This is a genomic window from Pseudonocardia sp. (assembly GCF_025965585.1).
GTDB lineage: Bacteria > Actinomycetota > Actinomycetes > Mycobacteriales > Pseudonocardiaceae > Pseudonocardia.
Genome location: NZ_JAOPWR010000064.1, coordinates 1 through 25,227, shown reverse-complemented (window position 1 = coordinate 25,227; position 25,227 = coordinate 1). Strand labels below are relative to the sequence as shown.

Annotated in this window: 20 protein-coding genes and 1 pseudogene; 14 read left to right on the top strand and 7 right to left on the bottom strand. The window is 73.0% G+C overall.

Going from position 1 to position 25,227, the window contains the following annotated elements; all coding sequences use genetic code 11:
• Positions 1–3: 3 nt before the first annotated feature.
• Entirely contained in the window at positions 4–1,572 is a 1,569-nt protein-coding gene (locus JWR81_RS03985; RefSeq protein WP_297646677.1) for a dihydrolipoamide acetyltransferase family protein, read from the top strand.
• A gap of 55 nt (positions 1,573–1,627) precedes the next feature.
• On the top strand, positions 1,628–2,134 hold the full coding sequence (locus JWR81_RS03980) for an FxsA family protein (protein ID WP_297646676.1): 507 nt from the start codon (positions 1,628–1,630) through the stop codon (positions 2,132–2,134).
• On the opposite strand, the gene JWR81_RS03975 is transcribed toward JWR81_RS03980, so the two are convergent.
• Entirely contained in the window at positions 2,128–2,475 is a 348-nt protein-coding gene (locus JWR81_RS03975; RefSeq protein ID WP_297646674.1) for a hypothetical protein, read from the bottom strand. The two genes, JWR81_RS03980 and JWR81_RS03975, sit on opposite strands and share 7 nt — an antisense overlap.
• 420 nt (positions 2,476–2,895) lie before the next feature.
• On the opposite strand from JWR81_RS03975, the gene JWR81_RS03970 reads away from it, so the two are divergent.
• The 4 genes from JWR81_RS03970 (at position 2,896) to JWR81_RS03955 (ending at position 7,667) form a co-directional block, all read left to right on the top strand.
• Complete coding sequence (locus JWR81_RS03970) at positions 2,896–4,086, top strand: ATP-binding protein (RefSeq protein WP_297646672.1); 1,191 nt, start codon at positions 2,896–2,898, stop codon at positions 4,084–4,086.
• Between the two features lie 215 nt (positions 4,087–4,301).
• Positions 4,302–4,619, top strand: a complete 318-nt coding sequence (locus tag JWR81_RS03965) for a co-chaperone GroES (RefSeq protein WP_297646670.1) — start codon at positions 4,302–4,304, stop codon at positions 4,617–4,619.
• 53 nt (positions 4,620–4,672) lie between these two features.
• Complete coding sequence (locus JWR81_RS03960) at positions 4,673–7,099, top strand: VanW family protein (protein ID WP_297646668.1); 2,427 nt, start codon at positions 4,673–4,675, stop codon at positions 7,097–7,099.
• 142 nt (positions 7,100–7,241) lie between these two features.
• Entirely contained in the window at positions 7,242–7,667 is a 426-nt protein-coding gene (locus JWR81_RS03955) for a CBS domain-containing protein (RefSeq protein WP_297646666.1), read from the top strand.
• Between the two features lie 49 nt (positions 7,668–7,716).
• Here JWR81_RS03955 and JWR81_RS03950 read toward each other — a convergent pair whose 3' ends face one another.
• Positions 7,717–9,567, bottom strand: a complete 1,851-nt coding sequence (locus tag JWR81_RS03950; protein ID WP_297646664.1) for an acyl-CoA dehydrogenase — start codon at positions 9,565–9,567, stop codon at positions 7,717–7,719.
• Between the two features lie 223 nt (positions 9,568–9,790).
• On the opposite strand from JWR81_RS03950, the gene JWR81_RS03945 reads away from it, so the two are divergent.
• Together JWR81_RS03945 and JWR81_RS03940 are read left to right on the top strand one after the other, a co-directional pair.
• Positions 9,791–10,876: an N-acetylmuramoyl-L-alanine amidase gene (locus tag JWR81_RS03945; protein ID WP_297646662.1), complete on the top strand. Its 1,086-nt coding sequence runs from the start codon at positions 9,791–9,793 to the stop codon at positions 10,874–10,876.
• 193 nt (positions 10,877–11,069) lie between these two features.
• Positions 11,070–13,757 (top strand): helix-turn-helix transcriptional regulator, encoded by a 2,688-nt coding sequence (locus JWR81_RS03940; RefSeq protein ID WP_297646660.1) that lies wholly within the window; start codon positions 11,070–11,072, stop codon positions 13,755–13,757.
• Between the two features lie 234 nt (positions 13,758–13,991).
• Here the strand turns inward: JWR81_RS03940 and JWR81_RS03935 are convergent, their stop codons facing one another.
• The 5 genes from JWR81_RS03935 to JWR81_RS03915 form a co-directional block, all read right to left on the bottom strand.
• Complete coding sequence (locus JWR81_RS03935; protein WP_297646658.1) at positions 13,992–15,494, bottom strand: dynamin family protein; 1,503 nt, start codon at positions 15,492–15,494, stop codon at positions 13,992–13,994.
• A complete protein-coding gene (locus tag JWR81_RS03930; protein ID WP_297646656.1) occupies positions 15,491–17,332 on the bottom strand; it encodes a dynamin family protein in 1,842 nt (613 codons plus the stop codon). The genes JWR81_RS03935 and JWR81_RS03930 overlap by 4 nt, the downstream gene beginning before the upstream one ends.
• 143 nt (positions 17,333–17,475) lie before the next feature.
• The gene (locus JWR81_RS03925) at positions 17,476–18,318 is read right to left on the bottom strand and encodes an IniB N-terminal domain-containing protein (protein ID WP_297646653.1); all 843 of its coding nucleotides are present in this window, start codon (positions 18,316–18,318) and stop codon (positions 17,476–17,478) included.
• A 288-nt stretch (positions 18,319–18,606) separates the two neighbouring features.
• Positions 18,607–19,473: an IniB N-terminal domain-containing protein gene (locus tag JWR81_RS03920; protein ID WP_297646651.1), complete on the bottom strand. Its 867-nt coding sequence runs from the start codon at positions 19,471–19,473 to the stop codon at positions 18,607–18,609.
• 159 nt (positions 19,474–19,632) lie between these two features.
• Entirely contained in the window at positions 19,633–19,980 is a 348-nt protein-coding gene (locus JWR81_RS03915) for a hypothetical protein (RefSeq protein ID WP_297646649.1), read from the bottom strand.
• Positions 19,981–20,205: 225 nt separating this feature from the next.
• Between JWR81_RS03915 and JWR81_RS03910 the strand changes: the two genes are divergently transcribed.
• From JWR81_RS03910 to JWR81_RS03885, 6 genes and pseudogenes are all read left to right on the top strand, one after another.
• On the top strand, positions 20,206–22,278 hold the full coding sequence (locus JWR81_RS03910; RefSeq protein ID WP_297646647.1) for an Hsp70 family protein: 2,073 nt from the start codon (positions 20,206–20,208) through the stop codon (positions 22,276–22,278).
• Between the two features lie 360 nt (positions 22,279–22,638).
• Entirely contained in the window at positions 22,639–22,899 is a 261-nt protein-coding gene (locus tag JWR81_RS03905) for a hypothetical protein (protein ID WP_297646645.1), read from the top strand.
• A complete protein-coding gene (locus JWR81_RS03900) occupies positions 22,896–23,381 on the top strand; it encodes a GNAT family N-acetyltransferase (protein WP_297646643.1) in 486 nt (161 codons plus the stop codon). The genes JWR81_RS03905 and JWR81_RS03900 overlap by 4 nt, the downstream gene beginning before the upstream one ends.
• Positions 23,382–23,464: 83 nt before the next feature.
• The gene (locus JWR81_RS03895) at positions 23,465–24,253 is read left to right on the top strand and encodes a hypothetical protein (protein WP_297646641.1); all 789 of its coding nucleotides are present in this window, start codon (positions 23,465–23,467) and stop codon (positions 24,251–24,253) included.
• 20 nt (positions 24,254–24,273) lie between these two features.
• The gene (locus tag JWR81_RS03890) at positions 24,274–24,993 is read left to right on the top strand and encodes an alpha/beta hydrolase (RefSeq protein ID WP_297646639.1); all 720 of its coding nucleotides are present in this window, start codon (positions 24,274–24,276) and stop codon (positions 24,991–24,993) included.
• Between the two features lie 31 nt (positions 24,994–25,024).
• A pseudogene (locus JWR81_RS03885) lies at positions 25,025–25,227 on the top strand (hypothetical protein); the annotation flags it as partial.

Below are 25,227 nucleotides of genomic sequence, written 5' to 3'. Positions count from 1 at the left end.
GGCATGCGCCGCGAGTTCGCGATGCCCGACGTCGGCGAGGGCCTCACCGAGGCCGAGGTGCTCACGTGGAACGTCGCCCCCGGTGACACCGTCACCGTCAACCAGGTGATCTGCGAGATAGAGACGGCAAAGGCCGCCGTCGAACTGCCGTGCCCCTACGCGGGCACCGTGGTGGACCTGCTGGTGAAGACGGGTGAGACCGTCGAGGTGGGGTCGCCGATCATCGCGATCGAGACGGCCGAGGCCGCCCCCGCCGCGCCGCCGGCCGCCCCCGACGACGAGGAGAAGGGCGCCAAGATCGGCGAGGCCGGCAAGGACGGCCGCATCGCCACACTGGTGGGCTACGGCCCCCGCGCCGGCTCGGTCACCCGCCGCCCCCGCCGCGCGGCCGCCCCCGCCGGGACGCCTGCTGCCACCGGGACGGCCGCCCCCGCCGGGACGTCCGCTGCCGCCGGTGCCGCCACTGCCGGTGCCGCCTCTGCCGGTGCCGCCTCTGCCGGTGCGGCCCCGGCTGGTGCTGCCTCCACCGGTGCGGCCTCAGCGGTGGCGGCCCCGCCGGTGACGCCGCCGGTCCGTGATCAGCCGGTCGGGACCCGGAACGGCGTCCAGCACGGCTCCGCGTCCCCAACCGATGATCACGCCCGGCTCGGGACCGCCGACCGCGCCTCCTCCGGTTCCGCGTCCCGAACCGATGATCAGGGCGTCGCGAACGGGCGTGTCCCGCTCGCCAAGCCCCCCGTGCGCAAGCTGGCCCGTGACCTCGGCGTGGACCTGCGGGCCGTCACGCCGTCCGGGCCCGACGGTGTGATCACCCGCGAGGACGTCCAGGCCCACGTGGCCACGCCCGAGCCCGTGGCGGCCCCGGTCGCGCCCGGCGGGGTGCGCCGCGAGCCGATCCGCGGGGTCCGCAAGGCCACGGCCGCGGCCATGGTGAGCAGCGCGTTCACCGCCCCGCACGTCACGGAGTTCCTCGCGATCGACATCTCGGAGTCGATGGCCCTGCGCGAGCGGCTGCGCGCCACCCGCGAGTACGCCGACGTCAAGCTGACGCCGCTGGCGTTCGTCGCCAAGGCCGTGTGCCTCGCGGCGAGACGCACGCCGGAGGTCAACGCGCACTGGGACGAGGCGGCAGGCGAGATCGTCTACTACGACCGCGTCCAGCTCGGGATCGCGGCGGCCACCCCGCGCGGGCTGATCGTGCCGAAGGTGCGCGACGCCGACACGCTCACCCTGCGTGAGCTCGCCGCCGCGCTCGGGGAGCTGACGGCCACCGCGCGGTCCGGGAGGACGCCCCCGGCCGACCTGGTGGGCGGCACGTTCACGATCACGAACGTCGGGGTGTTCGGTGTGGACACCGGCACGCCGATCCTCAACCCGGGCGAGGCGGCGATCCTGGCCGTCGGGGCGATCAAGCCGACGCCCTGGGTGGTGGACGGCGAGCTGGCCGTGCGCACGGTGTGCCAGCTCGCGCTGTCGTTCGACCACCGACTGGTCGACGGCGAGCAGGGCTCGCGTTTCCTCGCCGACGTGGGGGCGCTGCTGACGGATCCGGGGCTCGCGCTCACCTGGTGACCCACCCGTTATGCGATGACGGGAGCACGGACGGCATCTCGTTCGTTGGACGGACATGCCGTTCGTGCTCCTGTACCTCGTGGTCGAGATCGTCGCGCTCGTCGCCCTCGGTTCGGCGATCGGGCTCGGGTGGACGCTGCTCGTGCTCCTCGCGAGCTCCCTGCTCGGCCTGATGCTCGCCCGCCGGGAGGGGGTGCGTGCCGCTCAGGCCCTCGCGCGGGCCGTCACCGACCGGCAGGTCGCGCACGTCGAGCTCACCGACGGCCTGCTCGTGGCCGGGGCCGGGGTGCTGCTGTTCGTCCCGGGTCTGGTCACCGACGTGGCCGGCCTCCTGCTGCTCGTCCCGCCCGTGCGCGCGGTGGTGCGCAGGCGGCTGGTGCGCGCGGCCGAGCAGCGCTCGCCCGGCCTGCGCACGGCGCGCATCCGCACCGGCAGCACGATCATCGACGGCGACGTGGTGCCGGGCGACGTCCCGGCCGGTGCGTCGGCGAGCGCCCGCAGCGGTGGCGCCCACCCGGTGATCGAGGGCTCGGTCGTGCCGGGGCCCGACGCGCGTCAGTAGCGGCCGCTCCAGCGGGGCTCCACCCTCGCCCACTCGTCGGCCCAGCGCTGCCGGTCGACGAGGGCCAGGTGGCGGCGCCACCAGATGACCCCGAGGCCGAGGAGCGTCCAGCACGAGACGAGCGTGGCGATCCCGGCCATCACGCCGGCACCGGCGCCGCCGCCGTCGGAGAGAGCCGCGATCACACCGACCGGGACGGCCACGACGACGGCCAGGGCGGCGAGCAGCGTCCCAGCCGTCCGCACCGCCCGGCGGGCGTGGTCGGTGGGGCGCGACAACGGTGCAGTCGGTCCGTCGAAGCCGCGAGGTGTGCTGAGATCCACGCCAGAGGAGTCGTTCACCTCGCAAGGATGTTACCCAGCGCGATAATCTTGCCAGTTATATCGCTCTCCGTCATCGACCTTCCACGCATGGTGCGGAACCGATCTGTCGGATCGGCAGTTCTACGACTCTCTAGGATTCGACCGAGAGAGCCGAAGAGGGCGCGATGGAGGTCGACCGGGTAGCCCCTTCCCATGTCCGGTCCGCTGGTCCACCTGCGTCGTCTGGTGCGGGAGGGGTCGTGGACCCGTCCGGCCGTGTCATCGACGCGCTCGGTCGTACTGCCTCGTCGACGCGCCGACGAGGCGGGCCTGATCGGCCTTTATGGCACTTTCTCGGACATGTTCTAGAAAGCCGGATACGAGGCGATCCGCGACACGCCATCGGGTTCGCTAGCCGCTTCTACGGTCCGGGCAAGAATCGCCGATACCGTCCGATGGGTGGATCCCGTGCGCAACCCCTTCGCCCCCGGCGCAGGCCAGCGGCCCCCCGAGCTCGCCGGCCGTGACAAGGAGGTCGACGCGTTCGAGATCGTGCTGGAGCGCGTGGCGCGGGGGCGCCCGGAGCGCAGCCTCGTGCTGACCGGGCTGCGCGGGGTCGGCAAGACCGTGCTGCTCGGCGAGCTGCGGTCGATGGCCCTGCACGCCGGCTGGGGCGCGGGCAAGATCGAGGCTCGGCCGGACGCCGACCTGCGCCGTCCCCTCTCGGCCGCGCTGCACCGCGCCGTCCGCGACCTCGCGGTGCGCCACGACTCCCCCGACCGCGTCGACGAGGTGCTGGGCGTGCTCAAGGCGTTCGCGCTGCGGTCGGCGCCCGAGGGCGCCAAGCTCCGCGACCGCTGGCAGCCCGGCATCGACGTGCCGGTCAGGAACGGGCGCGCCGACTCCGGCGACATCGAGATCGACCTCGTCGAGCTGTTCACCGAGGTCGCCGGCCTGGCGGCGGACGTCGGCAGCGGCGTCGCCATCCTCATCGACGAGATGCAGGACCTGCGGCCCGATGACGTCTCCGCGCTCTGCGCCGCGTGCCACGAGCTCTCGCAGTCCCGGTCCCCCCTGGTCGTCGTCGGCGCCGGGCTGCCGCACCTGCCCGCCGTGCTCTCGGCGTCGAAGTCGTACTCGGAGCGGCTGTTCACCTACGTCCGCATCGGGCAGCTCGACCGCGCCGACGCCGACTTCGCCCTGCTCGCCCCCGCCGAACGGGAGGACGCGTCGTTCGACGGCGAGGCCCTCGACGCGCTCTACGAGGCCTCGGGCGGCTACCCCTACTTCGTGCAGGCCTACGGCAAGGCGGCCTGGGACGCGGCGGTGCGCAGCCCGATCTCCGCGGCCGACGTGAAGATGGCGGCCCCGGAGGCCGAGGCGGAGCTGGCGGTCGGTTTCTTCGGCTCCCGGTTCGAGCGGGCCACACCCGCCGAGCGCGAGTACCTGCGGGCGATGGCCGAGCTCACCGACGGACGCGACGAGCCCGTCGGCACGTCGGGCATCGCCGAGCACCTCGCGCGCCGCGCCTCGTCGCTCTCCCCGGCGCGTGACAGCCTGTTGAAGAAGGGCCTCGTGTTCTCCGCCCAGCGCGGGCAGATCGCCTTCACGGTGCCCCACTTCGGCCGGTACCTGCTGGCCCAGGCGTGAACTCGGGAGGGCCAGCGCTGCCCCGAACGAGTGAATCCCGCGTATCCGCGGTCGCGAGGTAACGCATCGGCCTTCCCGTCCGAATTCCATTACAGCCCCGCGGTGCTGTCGGACCCCCGACCTGCCAGCACCGCGGGGTCTCTTCATGTCCGGGCTCGTCCCGTCCGTCCGGGTCGGTCCCCGGCATGGCCGACGGCATCCGTAGCATCGGTGCGGTGCAGGACCCCAGGCTCGAGATCCAGATGCTGCACGACCGGCTGATGGTCAAGCCCGACAGCAACGGCGAGCGGCGCAGCGGCGCGGGCATCGTCATCCCCGCGACCGCGGAGGTCGCCAAGCGTCTGGTGTGGGGAGAGGTGTTCGGCGTGGGCAACAACGTCCGCACGGTGAAGGTCGGCGATCGCGTGCTGTTCGCGAGGGACGAGCAGTACGAGGTCGACGTGCGGGGGGACACCTTCCTCGTCCTGCGGGAACGTGAGCTGCACGCCGTCGCCACCGAGCGCACCGAACACGGCACTGGTCTGTACCTGTGACGAGCCGGGCCTTCCGGGGTCCGGTCCGAGACGGTTGAGGGGAAACGGACTCCATGCCCGAGCGGCAGTCCTCGCCCGGCGAGGTCACGGCGCGTCCCGACACGGGGCCCGCCAGCGTTGCACCCGACAGCCGGACGAACGGACACACCGAGGGCGGCGCCGACCGCCGGGCCGCCGCCACCGCCATGTCGGACGCCCAGGTGAACGGCGTGGCTGCCGACGAGCGCACCGCAGGCGACCCGGACGGCTCCGTGGCGAACGGCTCCTCTGACAGCGCCGCTCAGCAGGGCGCCGCTCAGCAGGGCGCCCGTTCGCAGGGCGCCCGTTCGCAGGGCGCCGATCCCGACGGCGCCACCGCGACCGTCGCCCAGCAGGTGGCGGAGCAGGCCGAGGCCGAGCCCGAGGCCGTGGAGCCCGCCCGCGCACAGCCCGGCCAGGACGCGGGCGCTGCGGCGGGCCCTGTCGCCGACGGCCCCGAACTCGCGGCCGAGCATCCCGCGCCGCACGGGTCCGCCGCCTCTTCCGTCGACGCCACGGTGGCCGCGCAGCCCCGGCCAGCGCCCGGCCCGGACGCCGACGAGAGCCCCACCGTCGCCACCGCCGCGCTCACGCGCCGTCCCACGAACGACGGCATGGAGAGCTGGTTCGCCTCCGCCGACGCCGAGTCCACCCAGGTGATGCCCCGGGCCGCGGCCGCTCCTCCCCCGGGCCCTGCTCCGCGGGGCGTCGACGCGCCCACCGAGCGCATCCAGATGCCCGCCACCCCGACGCCGGCGGACGCTCCCCCGGAGAGCTCCTCCGGAGAGGGCGGCTCGCCGAGGAGGAAGCGTGTGCTGTTCGCCGCGGGCGCCGTCGCGGTGCTCGGCCTGCTCTACGGCGGTGACCTGCTGTTCAGCTCCGGCTCCGTGCCGCGCGGCACCACGGTGGCGGGCGTCCCGGTCGGCGGGCTGTCGCTGGCCGACGCCGAGCAGAAGCTGCGTACGCAGGTCGGGCCCCGCACCACCGAGCCCGTCGCGGTCACGGTCGGTCAGGCCAGCAGCCGGCTCGACCCCCGCACGGCCGGGCTGGCCGTCGACTGGAGTGCCACGCTCGACCGCGCAGGCTCCCAGCCGCTCAACCCGGTCACGCGGGTCACGTCGCTGTTCACCTCGCGTGATGTCGGCGTGGCCACCAGCGCCGACCGCACTGCGCTCGCCTCCGCGCTGGCGCAGCTCGCGCCGATCGTCGACAGGGCGCCGGTCGAGGGCACCGTCAAGTTCGAGGGTGCCACCCCGGTGCCGGTCAACCCGGTGGCCGGCCAGAAGCTCGACGCGGCGGGCGCCGCCACGGTGCTCGAGCGCGACTGGGCGAACGGCGGCACCATCGCGCTGCCGCTCATCGAGATCCCCGCCACCACCACCCCCGAGAACGTCAGCACCGCCATCGAGAAGGTCGCGCAGCCGGCCGTATCGGGCCCGCTGGCGGTGCTCGGCGAGGGCGGGGCGAAGGGCGTGCTGGAACCCGAGGCGATCGCGTCGGCCCTGACGTTCCGCCCCGACCCCGCCGCAGGGCTCCTCCCGGAGATCAACCAGGCCGCCGTCACCGACGTGCTGAAGCCGCAGCTGGCGGAATCGGAGAAGCCCGGACGGGACGCCGCGCTCGACTTCTCCACCGGCAAGGCCGTGGTCGTCCCGTCGCGGGACGGGCGGGGCGTCGACTACGAGGCCACGCTCAAGGACCTCCTGCCCGTGCTCACCGGCACCGGGCCGCGCGAGATCACGGCGGTCTACGCCGACCAGCCGGCGAAGCTCACCACCCAGCAGCTCGAGGGCCTCGGGATCAGCGGGGTGATCGGCGAGTTCCAGACCGGCGGGTTCGCCGCCGACTCGGGCCAGAACATCAAGCGCGCCGCCGAGCAGATCAACGGCAGGATCGTGCAGCCGGGCGAGACGTTCAGCCTCAACGCCGCCACCAACCCCCGCGACGCGGCCCACGGCTACGTCGAGGCGGGCATCATCGAGAACGGGCACTCGGCCCGGGGTGTCGGCGGTGGCGTCTCGCAGGTGGCCACCACGCTGTACAACGCCTCGTACTTCGCGGGCATGACCAACGTGGAGCACAAGGAGCACAGCTTCTACATCAGCCGCTACCCCGCGGGCCGCGAGGCCACGGTGTTCGACGACATCATCGATCTGAAGTTCCGCAACGACAACCCGACCGCGATCATGATCCAGACGGCGTGGACGCCGTCCTCGCTGACGGTGCGGATCGTCGGCACCAAGGTCTGGGACGTCACCTCGGAGTCGGGGCCGCGGACGAACCCCACCAACCCCCACACGATCACGATCCCGGCAGGCGAGCAGTGCACCCCGAGCAAGGGCGCACCCGGCTTCACCATCACCAACACCCGCACGCTGAAGAACGTGGAGACCGGCGAGGTGCGCTCGGACCCGACGCGCACCGTGAAGTACAACCCCTCGCCGATCGTGAACTGCGGCTAGTGCCACCGCGCTGACACGTCTGGGCCGGGGGTGTTCGGGCGTTTAGCCCGATCGAGGCCGAGGGGTTACGCGACGCAGGTCACACTTCGTACTCTCATCATCTCAACGGCTCCATCAACGGTGAGGGAATCGGGGACTCGTCATGCGGATCGCGGACGTACTGCGCGGCAAGGGCAATGCGGTGGCCACGGTCGAACCCTCGGCCACGGTCGCGACGCTGATCGACACGTTGACTTCGTACAACGTGGGTGCGCTGCCCGTCGTGGACGCGGGCCGGCTGGTCGGCATCGTCTCCGAGCGCGACGTCGTGCGGCGCCTCCACGAGGGTGGCGCGGCGCTGCTGGACCAGCGGGTCTCCGACATCATGACGACGGGCGTCACCACCTGCGCGCCGGGCGACATGGTGGCCGACCTCGCACGCGTGATGACCACCGGCCGCTTCCGCCACCTCCCCGTCGTCGAGGACGGGGCACTGGTCGGCATCGTCAGCATCGGCGACCTGGTCAAGGCCCGCATCGACCTGCTGGAGAGCGAGCGCGAGCAGCTCCAGAGCTACATCGCCGGCTGAATGCCGAACGGCGCCCCCGCGTGCGGGAGCGCCGTTCGGGTGAGCAGGATCAGAAGGACGCCTCAGCGAGGTCCATCAGGGAGTTGTCGGTCTTCTCGATGATCTCGCGCTGGGCCGTGAGCAGCGGGAGGGCCGTCTTCGCGAAGAAGCGGGCGACGCCGACCTTGCCGTCGTAGAACGCCTTGTCCTTCTCCGACACCTCGCCACCGAGGGCGGCGAGGGCGACGTCGGCCTGGCGCAGCAGCAGCCAGCCGACCAGCAGGTCGCCCACCGCCATGAGGAACCGGACGGAGTGCTGGCCCACCTTGTAGATGTTCGACGGGTCCTCCTGCGAGGCGAACAGGTAGCCGGTGAGCGAGCCGAGCATGCCCTGCACGTCGGCGAGCGCCGTGGCGAGCAGCGCGCGCTCCTCCTTGAGCCGGCCGTTGCCGGATTCGGCGTCCAAGAAGGACTGGATCTCCCCGGCCACGTGCAGCAGCGCCTGCCCGTTGTTGCGGACGATCTTGCGGAACAGGAAGTCCAGCGACTGGATAGCCGTGGTGCCCTCGTAGAGGGAGTCGATCTTGGCGTCGCGGATGTACTGCTCGATGGGGTAGTCCTGCAGGTACCCGGACCCGCCGAGCACCTGCAGCGACTGCAGCAGCTGTTCCGACGCCCGCTCCGAGCCGACGCCCTTGACGATCGGCAACAGCAGGTCGTTGACCGCCTCGGCGAGCTCTCCATCGATTCCAGCAGCGCCGGACTCGCCGGCCGCCTCCGCGATGCGGATCTTGTCCTGGAACGTGGCGGTGTAGGTGTAGACCGCGCGCAGGCCCTCGGCGTACGCCTTGTTCGTCATGAGCAGGCGGCGCACGTCGGGGTGGTGGGTGATGGTGACGCGCGGCGCCGTCTTGTCGGTCATCCTCGGCAGGTCGGCGCCCTGGACGCGTTCCTTGGCGTAGTCCAGCGCGGCGAGGTAGCCGGCCGACAGCGTGCCGATGGCCTTCGTGCCGACCATCATGCGGGCGTACTCGATGACCTGGAACATCTGCGCGATGCCGTCGTGCACGTCGCCGAGCAGCCAGCCGACAGCCGGGACGTCGGTGGCGCCGAACGTCAGCTCGCACGTGGTGGACGCCTTGAGGCCCATCTTGTGCTCGACGTTGGTGACGTAGGCGCCGTTGCGCTCGCCCAGCTCACCGGTGACGGAGTCGAAGTGGAGCTTCGGCACGAGGAACAGCGACAGCCCCTTCGTGCCCTCCTTCGCGCCCTCGGGACGGGCCAGCACCAGGTGCATGATGTTCTCGGTCAGGTCCTGCTCGGCCGAGGTGATGAAGCGCTTGACACCCTCGATGTGCCAGCTGCCGTCCTCCTGCTGAACGGCCCTGGTGCGGCCGGCGCCCACGTCGGAGCCCGCGTCGGGCTCGGTGAGCACCATCGTGGCGCCCCAGCCCCGGTCGATCATGATCTCGGCCCAGCGCTTCTGCTCGTCGTTGCCGTTCTTGTGCACGACGGAGGCGAAGTTGGGGCCGGCCATGTACATGAAGGCGGGCGCGTTGGAGCCGAGGATGAGCTCGGCCGCGGCCCACTGCACCGACGGCGGGATGCCGTAGCCACCCAGCTCCGTGGGCAGGCCCAGGCGCCACCACTCGCCGTCCCACAGGGCCTTGTACGAGTCCTTGAGCGACTGCGGGAGCGTGACGCTGTTGGTGGCCGGGTCGAACACCGGCGGGTTGCGGTCGGCGTCGGTGAACGACTCCGCCAATGGCCCTGTGGCCAGGGTGTTGAGCTCCTTGAGCGTGTCACGGGCGGTCTGTACGTCGACCTCGTCGAACGGCGCGGTACCCAGCTGGTCCTGGACGCGGAAGACCTCGAAGAGGTTGAACTCGAGGTCGCGCAGGTTGCTCCTGAAGTGGCCCATGGCCCCGTCTTTCCTCAGATCCCGGTCTGACGGCCTACCCGTCGGTAACCCGAGCATATTACTGATCAGTAACCGGGGCAAGGCAGCAGGTCGGCGCGGCCACCCGTCCGAGTGCTCACACGTTCGGGGCCCGGCATTGTGCACGGTGCGTTCGGGACGCATGGTTCTCCTGTGCACGGATGAGGCCGGTGAGGTTCGATCGGGGGGTGGCATGACGAGGCGAGTGACCGTCGGAGCTGAGATCGCCGACGCGGGGGTCGGTCGCCGCCGCCTGCTGATGGGCGGCGTCGCGCTGGGTGTCGGCGGGGTGCTCGGGTCGGCCCTCGGATCGGGTACTGCGTGGGCCGACGCCGGGCCCCCAATCACGGACTGTGCCGGATGGAAGGCCCGCCCCAACAGCGCGGTCGTGCCGATCTGGAACCAGCGGCCCGTCAAGATCCTCGTGCACCACACGGCCACGCCGAACCAGGCCGACACGAGTCAGAACGCCGCCTTCGCCCTCGCCCGCAGCATCCAGAACTTCCACATGGACGTCCGCGGCTGGCTCGACACCGGCCAGCACTTCACGATCAGCCGCGGTGGGTTCCTGATGGAGGGGCGCCACCGCAGCCTCGAGGTGCTGCGCATCGGCCAGCGCCAGGTGGAGGGCGCGCACTGCACCGGGCAGAACATCGTGTCGATCGGCATCGAGAACGAGGGCACCTACTCGACGGTCGGGCCGCCCGCGGCGATGTGGAACCGGCTGCGTGACACGTGCGCGTACATCTGCCGGCAGTACGGCATCAAGGCCACCGAGATCTACGGCCACCGCGACTTCAAGAACACCGCCTGCCCCGGCGACCACCTCTACGGCATGCTCCCGCGGCTGCGCACCGAGGTCGGCGGGTTGATCGGGCAGCGCATCGAGGGCGAGGAGGCGCAGAAGGCGTCCTGGCCGCTGCTGCAGGAGGGCGACAGCGGCCCCGACGTCACGGCGGCGCAGTACCTCCTACGGGATGCCGGCATGACCGAGGGCGAGCCCGACGGAACGTTCGACGCCACCACGGCCGCCGCTGTCCGCCGGTTCCAGCTCGCCACCGGGGCGGAGGAGATCAACGGCGTGCTCGGCGGGGAGTCCTGGCCGGAGCTGGCCCGCACGGTCCGGTACGGGGAGAGCGGCGACGGGGCGAAGGCGGTGGCCGCGTTGGCCGCGACCCGCGACACCGAGAGCGTCCCCGACGTCGTCACCGCGCCGGTCTGGCAGCGGCTGCTGGGCACCGGCGGCGCCCCCATCCCCCCGTCCTCCGACCCGGTGGGCCCACCCCGCTGACCGCCCCGGCGACCCGCATCGCCCACCCGGCGAACCAGTTCGCCCTCGGCCGCGGGGTCGGCGCGCCCCGGACGGGGGTTACTGCGCGCACGCTCGCGTCGGACGAGGGGCTCTCATACGGGTGATCTCTGGGCCCGAGGTCACCGGTGCCGTGACCGGTCCGTGATGGGAGTGAGTACGATCACCTGCGCTCATGGACGACACCGAGGAGGCGCGTTTCGTGACCGTGCGGGCGCCGAGTACCACCGGGCTCCCCGGTCCCGACGCGGCGCTGGCCGGGTCCCCTGTCGCCCGCAGGTTGGTGCGCGAGGTGACGTCGTCTCCCGCGTCCGTGCGCCGGGTGGACGTCGTAGGGCCCGGTGGTCACGGCAAGTCCACGCTGCTCGATGCGCTGGAGGTCGCCTTCCGCACCGCGGGGGTCCCGGTCCGCCGCGAGCTGCCGCCGGAGGGCGAGGACCTCCGCACCGGAGAGGCCCTGCTCGTCGACGACGTGCACCTACTGCCCACCTCCGCGCTGCAGCGCCTCACCGCGTTCGCCACCGGTGGGAGCGCGCACGTCGTGGTCGCCCACCGGCCGTGGCCCCGCCCCACCGGATCGGGGGCACTCGGCGCGGCGCTGGCCGCGGGCCGTCCCCCCGTGGTGCTGGAGGCGCTGGACCGCACGGGGGTCGCGGCCCGGGCCGGGTTGCTGTTCGGCGACCGCTCCGACGCGATCGCCGACGCCGTGATCGACGCCGTGCACACCCAGACGGCAGGCCAGCCCGCGCTCGTCGACCGGCTGCTCACCGCGCTCGTCGAGAAGGCGGGCGGCGACCGGTCCCGCCTGCAGGCGTCCGACGCGGCCTGCGTGCCCGCGGGCCTGCTCGCCCAGGTGGGCTACGTGGTGCAGGGCATGGCGCCGGGGGTGCGCGACCTGCTGCGCGCGTGTGCCCTCGGGGCACCGCTGGAGCGCGAGGTGCTGCTCCCGCTGCTGTGGCCCGACGCCGCCCCCGAGGGCGTGATGCTCGACGAGCTGGTCGAGGCCGCCCGCGCCGAGGGACTCCTCACCGCCGACGGGCGCGCGGTGCCACTGGTCTCGGCCGCTGTGCTCGCCCGCACGCCCCCCGCGTCCCGGCTGGAGACGCGGCGCGCGCTGGCGGAGCTGGAGCTGGGCCGCGGCGGCAGCGTCCTGTCCGCCGCACGGGGCCTGCTCGGCACCGGAGCCGGCGGGGAACGCGTGGCGGCGGTGTTCGTCGCGGCCGCCGAGGAGGCGTTGCGCAGCGGCAGTGGTGCGGCCGAGGAGCTGTTCGAGGCCGCGGTGCTGGCCGGCAGCCCGTCGCTGGAGCTGGCCGCCCGCCGTGCCGAGGGAGCCATGCTGAACGGGAACCTCGATCTCGCGTTGACCCGCGCCGACGAGGTGCTGTCCGCGTCCGACCAGGTCCCGCCGACCGACGTCGTGCAGGCCGGCAGCGTCGCCGCCGCCGTCCTCGCGCGCCGGGGCATGCTCGCCCGCAGTGCGGAGCTCTACCGCTGGATGGGCTCGGAGTCGATGGGCCGCGGTGCCGTGCTGGCCGTGCCGGCCCTGATCGGCACCGGCGCGCTGGACGAGGCCCGGGAGGTGTTGCACCCGAGCGTCCCCTCGGGCGCGCCCCGCCGTCCCCCGACGCTGCTGGCCGGTGCCGAGGAGCTGATGGCGCAGGGCGTCTACGACTCGGTGGCCGGCTCGCCCACCGCGGCGCTGTCGGAGCTGACCCGGGCTGCGGCGCTGCTGGAGTCGAGCAGGCGCGCAGCGCTGCTGCCCGACACCCCCGCCGCCCTCGCGGCGCTCGTCGCCGTGCACTGCGGCGAGCTCGATGTGGCGCAGTCCGTGCTGGAGCGGGCCATGCGTGTGCGGCTGGGCGGGAGCGGGGCGGCCACGCGCCACCGGCTGCTGCTCGGCTGGATCGCACTGTTCCGTGGGGCCACGCCCGCCGCCCGGTCCGCGCTCGCTGCGGCGTCACCGCCAGGGCGGGCGCTGGAGCCCCGCGACGAGTTCCTCGCGGCCGCGCTCGAGGTGGCGCTGGCCCGGCGCACCGGCGACCTCGCCGCGCTGATGCCCGCTTGGGGCCGCGCCCGCGAGGCCATCGTGCGCCATCCCGTCGACCTGTTCGTGCTGCAGCAGCTCGGTGAGCTGTCGATCGCGGCCACCCGGCTGCGCGAGTCGAGCTGGGTCCGCCCGCACCTCGACGAGGCCGCCGCGCTGCTCGACCGCCTCGGCAATCCTGCGCTGTGGGCGGCGCCGTTGCACTGGTCGGCGCTGCAGGCCGCGATCCTGGCCGAGTCCCGCGAGTCCGCGCAGCTCCACGCGGCCGCGCTCGAGGCCGCGGCGGGCGTCAGCCGCTACGCCGCCGCGCTGGCCACTGCCGCGCCGCACTGGGTGCGGATGCTGGACGCCGAGGTCGACGCCGAGGGTGTCGAGTCCGCGGCCCGCGGGCTGCACGCGGTCGGGCTGGCGTGGGAGGGCGGGAAGCTCGCCGGGCAGGCCGCCATCCGTACCCGCGACCGCAAGGCGATGACCGCCCTGCTCGGCTGTGCCCGCGCGTTGCAGAGCACGGGCCCCACCGCCCGGCCCACCGTCGACCCCGTGATCGGCGAGCACACGGGCCTCTCCCCCGAGGCGGTGGCGACGCCGGAGCCCGAACCCGAGGTCGACGACGCCGGGGAAGGTCCACTCAGCGACCGCGAGCGCGAGGTGGCGGCCCTGGTGCTGGAGGGCCTGACCTACAAGCAGATCGGCGAGCAGCTGTTCATCTCCGCCAAGACGGTGGAGCACCATGTGGCCCGGATGCGCCAGCGCCTCGGCTCGGGCAGTCGCGGTGAGCTCTTCGCCCACCTCCGCCAGATCGTCGGCCACGACGGCTGAGCCCATCGGGCTCTGCGACGAAGAAGACGCCGTGACGAGGGTCGTCAGGTGGCGATCGTCGCGGCGGCCACGGCCGCAGCAGCACGACCGCGGCGATGGCCGACCGGTGACGCCGGTGGCAGGTAGGCCACTCCGCGTCCCCCACCAGGGCGAACGCCGGGTGGACGACCACCTGCACGGCCCACCCGGCGCCGGCGAGCACCGCGACCGCGACGAGGTGGACCAGCACCGAGGTCAGTGGTGCACCCCGCCGCGGAAGTCGGGGCCCAGCCCGGCGAGCACGCCCTCGCAGCTGCGCACCACCAGCCGTGCGACGTCGGACACCGCGCGGCTCGACATCGGGCTCTCGCCCCGCCGCTGCCAGCGGGTGACGGCGTCGAGCGCGGCCGCGCGGAGGTCTTCGGGGCCGGCTCCCGGGTCGAGGCCGAGCCGGGCCGCGGCCGAGCCGCCGTCACCGCCGAGGAGGCGCTCGGCCTCGTCGAGCACCTCGGGGGCCAGCTTCACCACCCCCGACCGGATCGTCGACAGCAGCCGCAGCTCGGCGAACTCGTGGGCGCCCGCGAGGATGCGCTCCACCTCGGCGGCGAGGGGGGCGGCGGCGGGGCGCGGCTCGCGGGTGAGCACCAGGTCGACGGCGAGCAGCGCCGAGCGGGCCTTGAGCAGGTCGCGGCGCTCCGTGAACTGGGTGGCGAGCACCGTGCGCAGCTCGTCGAGCCCGCTGCGGCGCACCAGCTCGGTGGCGATGGTGTTCGGATCGGTCATGCCCTGCCGGATCAGGGTGGTGGACAGCCGGACGCCGAACAGGCCGAACCGCTCCATCAGCCGGGCGCGGACCTCGGGATCCGGGGCGCCGGCGAGCTCGACGCGGGAGAAGCGGTCCACCGAGAGCAGCAGGCCGTCGAGATCGGAGCGGGGCAGGGCGGCCAGCGCGCTGAGTGCGCTGAACTCGTGCTGGCGCATGGTGCGGCCGGTCTGGGCGAGCAGCCCCGCCACCGCGACGACCGTCTGGCACAGGCCCCGGATCTTGTCGTCGGCCCGGTAGCGGCGGGCGATGCGCCGCGCCGAGCTGAGTGCGTCGAGGCGGCCGACACCGATCTCGTCGGCCCGCGACAGCACCGCGATCGTGTTGATCGGGGTGGCCCGCGCGACCCCCTGGTCGTAGAACGACTCGAGGAAGTTCACGTCGGTGGCGTGCAGGTGCCGCATCAGGTAGATGACGGCGTCGGCCTGGCTGGGCGAGTCGTCCGGCGCGAGGAACGCCCCGGCGCGGGCCGAGGTCTCCCGCGACAGCGACGCGATGCCGGGCGTGTCGATGAGCGTCTGCGTGCGCAGGCTCTGTGAGGGCCACTGCACCTCGAGCTTGTCCACCTGGTCGACCGGCGTTCCGGCCAGGTCGAACGACAGCGCGCCCTGGTTGCGGTGGATCGTCAGCTGCCGGGGCGACGCGTTGCGGGGGAACATCGTCACCTTCGGCACCTGCGCGTCCTGGTACCAGGTGACGACGCGCGTGCACTCGCCCGCGTCGGTGGGGGCGATCTCCTCCCCCACGAGCGCGTTGAGCAGCGTGGACTTGCCCGCCTTGACCTTGCCGGCGATGGCGACGCGCAGCGGCTCGTCGAAGCGGTCGAGGTTGTGCTGCAGCCAGCCGACGGCCTGCGGGCTGTCGCGGTAGGTGTCGATCGTGCGGCGCAGCAGCACCCGCACCACCGAACCGAGCTGGGGACGCGGAGCGGTCACGTGCCCATGCCCACGGCGGCCGGCTGCGGGGCCGACGCCTGTTCGGTGACCAGTGCCTTGGCACGCTGCGCGACGGCGTCGATGCGGCCGAGCTCGGCCTTGAGGTCGCGGATGCGCGTCTCGCGCTCGGACGTGGTGGCGCTGACCGCGCTCTGCGCCGCGAGCACCGACTGCGCCAGCGAGGTGCTGACCTCCTCGGCGATGCCGCTGAAGTGGTCGCGCAGGTCGCGCTGGGTGCGGCGCAGCATGTCGCGGGAGTCCTTGCCGACCTGGAAGGTGACCTCGTCGATGTGCTTGCGCACCGCCGTCTTGGCCTCGGCCTGACGGCGGGCCAGCTCGCGCTTGCGCTCGTCGCGCACGGTCTTGGTGCCGAACAGCACCCCGGCACCGATGGACAGCGGGTTGAGCAGCGCGAGACCGGCGAGCGTGGTGGCCATGCCGATCATGAGCATGCCGCCGTAGCCGCCGCGCATGCCGGTGAGGAGCCTGCCGCCGATGCCCATCGCTTCCGACACCGGCTGCGACAGCGCGTCGACCTTGCCCGCGAGGCTCTCCGACTGGTCGAAGCGCAGCTGTGGCAGCGCCACCTCCGCGCCCTCCGCGAAGTGCTCGGCCACCTGGCCCGCGAGGTAGCGGGCCCGCTCGGCGGCCCAGACGAAGTTGGCCGACGCCGCGGACGACACCTGCTGGTGGAACCACTCGGCGAACTGCTCCCAGATGACCTTCGGGTCGGCGTCGTCGAGGAGCTGCTCGGCCTCGCGGCCGATGGTGCGGAGGCGGTCGCGCAGGTCGTAGTCGATGTCGGACTGCAGGTCGCCCACCCCGTCGTTGAGGGTGATCTGCCAGCGTGCCGACCGCTGCTTGAGCTCGTCGGCGCGGGTCTTGGCCCGGGTCAGCTCCCCCACCAGCGCCTCGATGCGCTCGGGGTCCTCCTGGGCGGTCAGCTCGGCCTTCATGCCCGCGGCCATCTGCTCGCAGACGGCGATGACGTCCTGGCTGGTGGAGCGCCGGTCCAGGTCGTCGGCGCGGGCCACCACCCGGTGCAGCAGGAAGTTCACCAGCTCCCGGAAGCCCGACTCGTTCATCAGCGTCTCGTCCTGCGTCTGGGCTGCGTGCAGTCGCAGCATCGACGAGACGGGGAAGATCTCCGCGCTGACGCCGGCCTGCCCGAGGTGGCCGCGGTCGAGCTCCATGATCTGGCGCCAGTGCGGGTAGAGGTCGGTCTTCGTGAGCACGCACGCGACGTTGGGGCACAGCTTGAGGGCCGACTGGAGGAACTCCAGTTCCGGGCCGGTGTACTCCTGCGCGGCGTCGGACACGAGCAGCACGGCGTCCGCGCTCGGCAGGGCCGACATCGTGGCGGCGCCGTGCGCGGAGCCGAGGCCCCCGACCCCGGGGGTGTCGACGAGCACGAGTCCGCCGGCGAGCAGCTTGCGGGGTATCCCGATCTCGGCGTAGGTCAGCATCGCGCGGTTGCCCGGGTTGCCGGCCTCGGAGACGTACTGGGCGATCTGCGACGAGGGCACCTCGGTGCGCTCGGGCGGGGAGTTCTCGCCGCGGTCGCGCACGAGCGTGACGGTGGTGGTCTCCGCGTGCTTGACGATGGTGGGCACGGCGGTGGAGACATCGTCGTCCACGGGGCAGACGGGGGCGTTCACCAGCGCGTTGACGAGCTGGCTCTTGCCCTGCTTGAACTCCCCGACGACGAGCACGCGCACGTTCGGGTCGACGAGCCGCTTGCGCGTCTGCACCAACCGGGCGCCCAGGTCGGGGCGCTGGTAGGCCGTGGTGGCCTTCAGCGCGAGATCGACCAGGTCGACCGCTGCCGGAACCGCCACCGCGAATCTGCCCTCCCTCGGACGACCTACGTGTTCACACGACGACACCGGCCCCGCCACGCCGGTGTGTGCCGGTGTGTGGCGGGGCCGGTGGTCGCATCACCGGTGAGGCTACTCCGGGGACGGGGCAGCGCCGGGAGCCGTCAGGCGACGGGGTGGATGTCCGTCGTGTTGTGGCTCAGCGTGTCCAGGTGCGTGGTGTCGTGCGAGTCGGTGCTGTTGTGGGTGTCGGTGTGGTTGTCCGAGCCCGTGGTGCTCTCGTTGGCGGTGGTGAACGAGTGGTCGTAGCTCGTGTCCGTCGTGGTGGTGGCGGTCGCCGAGTTGTGCGAGTCGGTGGTGTTCTGCGTGCCGGACGCGGGGCCGCCGACGGCGAGGCCCCCGCCGTCGCTGACGTTCACGTGGTCGAGGGAGGAGCTGTTGGCCGCACCGCTGCCGAACGCGGTGGTGTTGTCGCTGCCGCTCACGACGTGGTTTCCGTCGCCGACGACGTTGCCGTCGCCCTTGATGTTGCCCGCGCCGACCTGGTTGTCGTTGCCCGTGGTGACGGTGGAGCCGTCGATGTTGCCGCCGGCGGCCACCGAGCCGTCGCCGGACGCGACGACGGAGTGGTTGTCGAAGGTCTGGTCCACGTCGCCACCGTGGGTGTCGATGTGCTGGTTGATCGAGTTGTCGACGTTGGTCTCACGGGCGTCGACGTAGGTGTTGTTCACGTAGGTGTTGAGGTAGCGGACGGCCGCCTCGTGCTCGGTCTCACCGGGCTGCGGGACCGGCGGCGGGGGGACGCTGCCGTGGTGCTGGCCGTGCCGGCCCCAGTCCTGGTCGTCGTCGGCGGCCAGCACGAGCGCGTCGTGCACGTCGGCCGGGGAGACGTTCTCGGCGCCGCACGACGCGAGGAAGCTCTGCGGGTCCTGCTGGAACGCGGCCGCGGCACTCGGGTTGCGCAGCAGGTTCAGGATCATGTCGATCAGCGAGGTCGGTGCGGTCATCGGGACTCAGCTCCTGGAGATCGTCGGGTCGGGCTGCCGGGTGGTCCGGCGTTGAGGAGAACGCTAGGGCGCTGCGCCGTTCGGGCCATCGGGGATCGGCCACAGTCCTGTCCCCGGGGGACTACGGGGGGTTGGGGGACGAACGCTAGGGGGATCGGGGGAAACGGCACGGCCCCGCGCCGGGGCGTCCTCCTAACAGGTGACCGGCCTGTCGGGCCGGAGCAGGTCCGGGCGCACGGGAGCCCGCCCGCGCTCGGCGCGGACGGGCTCCCGGGTGGTGCGGGTGGATCAGTGGACGATGTCGACGTTGTGGCTGCCGAAGTCGACGTGGTTGTTGTCGTGCGAGTCGGTGCTCTGGTCGGTGTGGGTGTCGTTGTGCGAGTCCGTGGTGGTGTCGACCTCGTTGGTGAACGAGTGGTCGTAGTTCGTGTGCGTGTCCGTGCTGACCTTGGTGATGTCGTGCGAGTCGTGCGTGGTCTGGGTGCCCGCGGCCGCCCCGCCCACGGAGACGGCGCCGCCGTCGCTGACGTTCACGTGGTCGAACGAGGAGCTGTTGGCCGCACCGGAGCCGAAGGCGGTGGTGTTGCCGTCGCCGTGCACGACCTCGTTGCCGCGGCCCGCGATGTTGTTGTCACCCGCGACGTTGCCGTTGCCGACCTGGTTGTGGTCGCCCGTGGTGATGGTGGAGTGCTCGATGTTGCCGCCGGCGGCCACCGCACCGTCGCCCGAGGCCACGACCTGGTGGTTGTCGAACGACTGGTCGACGTCGCCGCCGTGGGTGTCGATGTGCTGGCGGATCGAGTTGTCGATGTTCGTCGAGCGGCCGTCCACATAGGTGTTGGTCACGTGGTTGCTGAGGTACTCGACCGCGGCCTGGTGCTCACTGCCGCTGTGGTGGGCGGGCACCGGCGCCGGCGGGTTCCACGTGTGGTCGCCCTGGTTCGAGTGGCTCGAGTGGCTCGAGTGGGAGCCGAAGTCGTGGGTGTCGTTGTCCTGCAGCAGCACCAGCGCGTCGTGCACGTCGGCGGGGCTCAGGTTGCTCAGGTGGGCCTGGGCGAGGGTCTGCTGGGGGTTCGCCACGAACTGCTGCTGCAGGCCGCGGTCGAAGAGCAGGTTGCGGAGGAACTCCATGAGGGAGAGGGACTCGTTCGCCATGATCGGCTCCTGGTGGTGGTGAGCGGGGAGTGCGTTGCCGAGAAAGCTAGGCGCGGCGCCACCAAGGGCCATCGGGGATCGGCCAGGGTCGTCGATCGGGAGCGTTCGGGGATCCCCGCCACCCGTTGGGGGGGTCGTAGGGGGAACGGGTCCTCCGGATCAGCCCCAGTGCAGGTCGGAGGGGGCGTCGTGGTGCGGGCCGTCGTCGAACAGCACGTCGTCGACGGAGTGGAGGGCTTCCGCGTGGAGCTGGGCGCCGGCGTCGTCGGTCGGGGCGTCGAACGACAGGTCCTGGGACTGGTCTGCCCCCGTGCCGTAGTCGTGGGACCAGTCGACGGTGCGGTTGTCCTCCACGAACGCCTTCGCATCGTCCACGTCGGCCGGGCCGAGGTCGCCCAGCCCGAACGCGGAGAGCACACCACCGGGATCGGCGGCGAAGTGCGCCTGGACCTCATCGCTCTTCGCGAGCATGGACACGAACTCCATGAGTGACAGGGGCTCGGTCATCGGGATCGTCCCCCATCCGTGGAAAGCAGTGGTCTGTCACTCTAGGCGTCGCGCATCCGAAGCAGGAGGGGTTGCGTGGCGCGATGTCCAGACCCGCGGCCGTCCCGTTCGAGTGGTGATCGGTGCGGGCGTGCTAACGGTGGAGCGCGTTACGCCGATGCGCCAGTCAGGGGCGTCGGATCCGGCGATGCGGCCGGAGCTGTCCGGGGTATGAGGGGAACGACCATGAGCTACCAGCTCGGGATCGATTTGGGCACGACGTACACCGCTGCCGCGGTGTGCCGTTCCGACGACCGTCGCTGGGTCGAGCCCGAGGTCGTGACCCTCGGAACCCGCACTGCCACCGTCCCGTCCGTGCTGTTCGTGGCGCCCGACGGGTCCGTGCTGGTGGGCGACGCCGCCGAGCGGCGCGCCGTCACCGATCCCGACCGCGTGGTCCGCGAGTTCAAGCGCCGCATCGGTGACCCCACCCCCGTCGTGGCCGCCGGTCGGGCGTGGGCGCCCGAGGAGCTCGCTGCCCGCCTCGTCCGCTGGGTCGTCGACCGTGTCGCCGAGCGCGAGGGCGGCTCCGCTGCCGGCATCTCGGTCACCCACCCCGCCTCGTGGGGGCAGCACAAGAAGGAGCTGCTCGCCACCGCGCTGGGCGGGCAGGGACTCACCGTCACGTTCCTCGCCGAGCCTCAGGCCGCCGCCCTGCACTATGCCGCCAACGAGCGCATCGCCGCGGGCTCCACCATCGCGGTCTACGACCTGGGCGGCGGCACGTTCGACGCCGCCGTCGTGCGCAAGGCCGACGCCGCCGCGGCGGCGTCGGCGGGAGCGGCTGCCGGTGCCGCCGGTTTCGGGCTGCTGGGACGGCCCGAGGGCCTCGAGCGGCTCGGCGGTGTCGACTTCGACGAGGTGGTGTTCGAGCACGTCCGCGAGGGCATGCCCGCCGCGTTCGAGGACCTCGACGACACCGATCCCGCCGTGCTCTCGGCCGTCGCGCGGCTGCGCCGCGACTGCACCGAGGCCAAGGAGGCGCTCTCGGCCGACACCGACGTGTCGATCCCGGTGATGATGCCCGCGGCCCGCGGATCGGTGCGGCTGCACCGCAGCGAGTTCGAGTCGATGATCCGGCCGCAGGTCGAGGAGACCGTTGCGGCACTCCGCACGGCCGTCCGGTCGGCGGGGCTGGAGCCCGAGCAGCTCACCACCGTGCTGCTGGTCGGCGGCTCGTCGCGCATCCCGCTGGTGGCGCAGCTCGTCTCCGAGCAGCTGGGCCGCCCCGTCGCCGTCGACGCCGACCCGAAGAACGCCATCGCCAAGGGCGCCGCGCTCGCCATCTCCCCGAAGCCCACGGCGTCATGGCCCGAGGTCGCGATCGTGCCGGTGCCCGCCGCCGCCGGTGCAGTGGCTGCGGGGATGGGCGTGGCCGGCCTGGCCGCCTCCGCCGCCCCGCCCGTCCGGCCCCCGCGCCCGCCGCTGCCCGGGTCGCCGCAGCAGGGGGCCCCACAGCAAGGAGCCGCGCAGCGGGGGGCCGCCGCCTATGCCGCCTCCCCCCGGGGCCCGGTCGGCCCGTCGCACGAGCCGGCCACGGAGCTGATGTCCGGCGGTGACCAGCCCCCGCAGAGCTACCGGCCGCGGGTCGACCCCGCCCCGGTCCCGGACTGGGAGTACCAGTCCGTCCCCGAGCCCCGGCGCCGCAACGTCGGCCTGCTCGTCGGGATCGGCGGGCTGCTCGCGGTGCTGGCCGTCGTCATCGTCGTGGTGGTGCTGTCGAACTCGACGTCGTCGCGCCTCGGCACGGACATCGGCACCGCAGGCTCCGGCTCGTCCGACGTCACCTCCACCGAGGCCCCGGCCGCTCCCACCAGCGCGCCCGCGGCCGGCGGCACCACCGGCGGCGGGGCCGCCGCCGCCACCAAGCCGGAGAACTCGGGCAGCACCGGTGGTGGCACGAGGACCACCACCAAGCCCAACACGGGCACGGGAGGCGGTACGGCGACGACGCCGTCCAAGGCGCCCACGCCCAGCGCCCCGGCCGTCCCCCCGCCCTCCTCGGCGCCCGTGGTGACCCCGACGACGGCCGGCACGACTCCGGTCGGCAACACCGGCGGCAGCACGACCCCGGGCGGCAGCAGCGCCCCGCCGACCGGCTCGGCCGAGGGCACCGGTACCAACAAGCCCGGCGGCAGCACCACTGTCCCCGTGGCCGGTGGCACCGGCACCGGTACCGGAGGTACGTCCGCGGGCGGGAGCACGGCTGTCGCCGAACCCCCCGCCACCACGAGACCGGCTCCCGCTGCGGCCATCTGACCGCAGCCCACGAACCACCTCCGCTCCCTTCGGGGACGGAGGTGGCCGGGACCGGTGCGGCGGGGAGCCCCGTGCCGGTCCCGGTCCTTCCTCGCCCGTCGACCGGTTGCCGGCCCGCGCCGCCGTGCTCTTCGATATCGGCGCCGACATCGGCGCCGACCGCCCACCGGACCCGCGACGAGCTCCTCGACGGGCCGGCCGTTCGTCCTCGTCCCGACCGCGGACCGCCGGGAGAGCGGGCGGTGCGCGTGGCGATGGTCTCCTTCGGGTCCCGGATCCGCGCCTCGTGTCACGTCCGCCCGGTCACCCACGATGATGCGGTTGTGCGGCGCGCGGTGCGCCGCCTGCTGAGGAGGACCCGTGCTGGTGCGGTTGGGGGCAGCGGTGGTCGCCATGGAGGCGATCGCGCTGGTGGTGGCGTTGTGGGCGTTCGGATCGGCGGTGCTGCTGGCCGGCGCACCGTTGATCGTGGGCACGGTGATCCTGTTCGCCGTCGTCGGGCTGTCGGAAGGGCCGCGGCGGCTGCTGCGGGAGCACCGCGCCACCCGGTTCGACCCCGACGCCGTCCAGCCCGGGGGCCTGATGAGCGGGTTCTTCGAGGCCCCGGCCCCGCGCCCGTGACCACAGCCCCCGTCCTGCGCCGGGCCCGTCCCGACGAGGCGGGGGTGCTGGCCGCGCTCGCCGTCCGGTCGAAGGGGCACTGGCCGTACCCGGCGGCGTTCCTCGACCGCTTCGCGCGCACGCTCGGCCTCACGCCGGAGGTCGTCGCCGCCAACGAGGTGCACGTCCTCGAACGCGACGGCCGGGTGTGCGGCTTCTCCACACTGCTGCTGCGCGGCGAGCTGGCGGTGCTGGACGACCTGTGGCTCGATCCCGCCGAGATCGGCCGCGGGTCGGGCCGCCTGCTGTTCGAGGACGCTGCGGCGCGGGCGGCGGCGCTGGGGGCGCGCACGCTCGAGTGGGAGGCCGAGCCGCACGCGGTGGGCTTCTACGAGCGGATGGGCGGTGTCACCGCCGGGTGGGCCGACTCTCCGCTGGGCAGGCGGCTCCCGGTGATGCGGCTGGCGCTCACGACCGGTGCACCGCCTGCCACGACCGGCTGATCGCAGAGCCCCGTCCCGCGTCCCGACACGCGGACGGGCATGCTGAACGGGTGCTGATCGGACTACTCATCGCATTTGTGGCGATGCTTCTGAACAGCACCGGTGCGTTGCTGCAGGCCGACGGCGCCCGGCGCGCCACCCGCTCACGGCCGGTCGCGGTGCAGCCGCGCTACCTCGGGGGCCTGGTGGTCGACCTCGTGGCCTGGTTGTGTGCGGTGGTGGCGCTGCGGCACCTGCCGGTGTTCGCGGTGCAGGCCGTGATCGGCGGGTCCATCGCCGTCACCGCGGTGGTCGGTGCCCGGATCAACGACACGCACCTGAGCAGGCGCACCCAGGGCGCGGTCGTCGCGTGCCTGGTCGGCCTGGTGCTGGTGGCGGCGAGCGCAGGTAGCGGCGCCCCGCCCGTCATGTCGACGCTGGTCAACGTCGTGCTGCTGGTGTCGGCCCTCGTGCTGGGCGTGGTGGTGCTGATCCTGCGCCAGTACAAGCGGGCCTGGCCGCTCGCGCTCGTGGCGGGGCTCGGCTTCGGCGGCACCGCGCTCGCGGTGCGCGCCGCGCACGTCGAGATCGGCCCCGGGTTCTCGCCCGCACTGCTGCTGAGCCAGTGGTCGATCTACCTTGTGGTGGCGTTCTGGGCCATCGGCATGGTGGGCTACTCGGCGGCGCTCGGCCGCGGCGAGGTCGGGACGGTCACCGCCGTGTTCTCGGTGACCGAGGTGGTGTTGCCCGGCCTGGTGGGCATCCTGCTGCTGGGCGACCCCGTGCGCGAGGGCTGGGACTGGCCGTTCGCGATCGGACTGATCATCGCGGTGGCAGGCGTCGTGGTGCTGACGCGCACCCCGCAGGAGCCCCGGCGGAGGCGCGTCCGCTGAGGGCGTGGTCCACTCCCGCCGTGGCGATCCTCGAACGTGACGGCGCGAGCATCCACTACACGGTGCACGGCTCCGGCTTCCCCGTCCTGGCGCTCGCCCCCGGCGGGATGCGCTCGGCGGGCCCGTGGTGGGAGCGTTCCCCGTGGAACCCCCTGACGGAGCTGGCCGGCACACACCGCGTGATCGTCATGGACCAGCGCAACGCCGGCGCTTCCACCGCCCCCGTCACGGGCGGCGAGGACTGGAGCACCTACACGGCCGACCAGCTCGGCCTGCTCGACCACCTCGGCGTGGACGAGTTCGCGGTGGTGGGCATGTGCATCGGCGGCCCGTTCATCCTGGGGCTGCTGCGGGCCGCACCGGAGCGGGTGGCGCGGGCCGTCGTGGTCCAGTCCATCGGCCTCGACGGCAACCGCGATGCGTTCGAGGAGTCGTTCGACGCCTGGCGGGACACCATCGCGGCCGACCACCCCGAGGCCGGGCCGGAGCAGTGGGACGCCTACCGCGCCGGGATGTACGCGGGTGACGACCCGCTGTGGAGCGTGCCCACCTCCGTCCTGCCGACGATCACCGCACCGCTCCTCGTGCTGCAGGGTGACGACCGCTTCCACCCGCGCAGCGCGTCGCAGCTGATCGCCTCGTCGGTGCCCGGCGCCGTGCTCGTCGAGCACTGGCACGACGACGACCTGCCCGCGGCCCGCGAGGCGATCGCCGGGTTCCTGGCTCCGCTTCGTCCATGACACGCGCCCCGACAGCCGCCACGATGGGCCCATGACCTGGGACGACGTGGTGACCATCGCGGACGGGCTGCCGGAGGTGGAGCTGTCGAGCTCCTACGGCACGCCGGCGTTGAAGGTGCGGAGGAAGCTGTTCGCCCGGCTGCGTGAGGACGGGTCGGTCGTGCTGATGTGCCCGCTGGAGGAGAAGGAGGCGCTGCTGGCGTCCGGCGACCCCGCGTTGTTCACCACGCCGCA

Bases quoted from the DNA above. Each gene is read 5' to 3' on its own strand.
- JWR81_RS03985 (WP_297646677.1), top strand. From the start codon at position 4: ATGCGCCGCGAGTTCGCGATGCCCGACGTCGGCGAGGGCCTCACCGAG.
- JWR81_RS03980 (WP_297646676.1), top strand. From the start codon at position 1,628: ATGCCGTTCGTGCTCCTGTACCTCGTGGTCGAGATCGTCGCGCTCGTC.
- JWR81_RS03960 (WP_297646668.1), top strand. From the start codon at position 4,673: ATGCCCGAGCGGCAGTCCTCGCCCGGCGAGGTCACGGCGCGTCCCGAC.
- JWR81_RS03955 (WP_297646666.1), top strand. From the start codon at position 7,242: ATGCGGATCGCGGACGTACTGCGCGGCAAGGGCAATGCGGTGGCCACG.
- JWR81_RS03950 (WP_297646664.1), bottom strand. From the start codon at position 9,567: ATGGGCCACTTCAGGAGCAACCTGCGCGACCTCGAGTTCAACCTCTTC.
- JWR81_RS03940 (WP_297646660.1), top strand. From the start codon at position 11,070: ATGGACGACACCGAGGAGGCGCGTTTCGTGACCGTGCGGGCGCCGAGT.
- JWR81_RS03925 (WP_297646653.1), bottom strand. From the start codon at position 18,318: ATGACCGCACCGACCTCGCTGATCGACATGATCCTGAACCTGCTGCGC.
- JWR81_RS03920 (WP_297646651.1), bottom strand. From the start codon at position 19,473: ATGGCGAACGAGTCCCTCTCCCTCATGGAGTTCCTCCGCAACCTGCTC.
- JWR81_RS03915 (WP_297646649.1), bottom strand. From the start codon at position 19,980: ATGACCGAGCCCCTGTCACTCATGGAGTTCGTGTCCATGCTCGCGAAG.
- JWR81_RS03910 (WP_297646647.1), top strand. From the start codon at position 20,206: ATGAGCTACCAGCTCGGGATCGATTTGGGCACGACGTACACCGCTGCC.
- JWR81_RS03895 (WP_297646641.1), top strand. From the start codon at position 23,465: ATGCTTCTGAACAGCACCGGTGCGTTGCTGCAGGCCGACGGCGCCCGG.